This window comes from Desulfosporosinus nitroreducens (assembly GCF_023897015.1).
Lineage (GTDB): Bacteria > Bacillota > Desulfitobacteriia > Desulfitobacteriales > Desulfitobacteriaceae > Desulfosporosinus > Desulfosporosinus nitroreducens.
In genome coordinates, this window is the sequence record NZ_JAMHFY010000094.1 from 1 (window position 1) to 1017 (window position 1017).

A 1017-nucleotide genomic window follows, 5' to 3' on the forward strand; every position below is an offset into this window, starting at 1 on the left:
GTGAAGTCGTAACAAGGTAGCCGTATCGGAAGGTGCGGCTGGATCACCTCCTTTCTAAGGAGAACTGTTTAGAGCTTAGGCTTTAAACGACAATCCTATTGGTCGGTTCTTTCGGAGAACACGGTTGAAGAACCAAGTTCAAAGAGAGATCATTAGAGTCGCAAGACTCACGCCGAGGGATCGGCAACTCATTGGAAAAAGCTGTTGTTTAGTTTTGAGAGACCAGATATCGAAATCAGAAGTCTAAAGCTTTTGATAAAGAATCTAGCCTCAAAATGTGGGCCTGTAGCTCAGTTGGTTAGAGCGCACGACTGATAATCGTGAGGTCGATGGTTCGAATCCATCTAGGCCCACCAATTAATGACATCAGAAGACAGTAGCCGGAGGTCGGAAATGACCAAGCAAACTGGCTGTCATATGCAAATATGAATCTGGAATTTGATGACTAATAGCGACGATGGGGGTTTAGCTCAGCTGGGAGAGCACCTGCCTTGCAAGCAGGGGGTCAGCGGTTCGATCCCGCTAACCTCCACCAATTTATTGAACTTCTATGTTCTTTGAAAACTGCATAGAGAAGAAAACTAGTAAAGTCGAAAGAATTCACTTCGAAACGTAAGTTTCGAGTAAACCTAGAAGTAGCGAGACGATAGGTCAAGCTATTAAGGGCGTACGGTGGATGCCTAGGCGCTAAGAGTCGATGAAGGGCGCGGTTAACAGCGAAATGCCACGGGGAGTCGTAAGCAGGCTTTGATCCGTGGATACCCGAATGGGGCAACCCAACCGGAGTCATGTCCGGTTATCGTTAACTGAATCCATAGGTTAACGAAGGCAACCCGGGGAACTGAAACATCTAAGTACCCGGAGGAAGAGAAAGAATAATCGATTCCCTGAGTAGCGGCGAGCGAAACGGGAACAGCCCAAACCGAATCCTTCGGGATTCGGGGTTGTAGGACCCTCTATTAAGAATGATTCCCTAGCTGAACAGAACTGGAAAGTTCGGGCAGAGAAGGTAACACC

General features: G+C 47.5%; 2 tRNA genes and 2 rRNA genes. All 4 read left to right on the plus strand.

Going from position 1 to position 1017, the window contains the following annotated elements:
• A 16S ribosomal RNA gene (locus M8E35_RS26325) occupies positions 1-54 on the plus strand; the annotation flags it as partial.
• A gap of 225 nt (positions 55-279) precedes the next feature.
• Positions 280-356, plus strand: a tRNA-Ile gene (locus M8E35_RS26330).
• Positions 357-459: 103 nt separating this feature from the next.
• Positions 460-535, plus strand: a tRNA-Ala gene (locus tag M8E35_RS26335).
• Between the two features lie 114 nt (positions 536-649).
• Positions 650-1017, plus strand: a 23S ribosomal RNA gene (locus M8E35_RS26340); the annotation flags it as partial.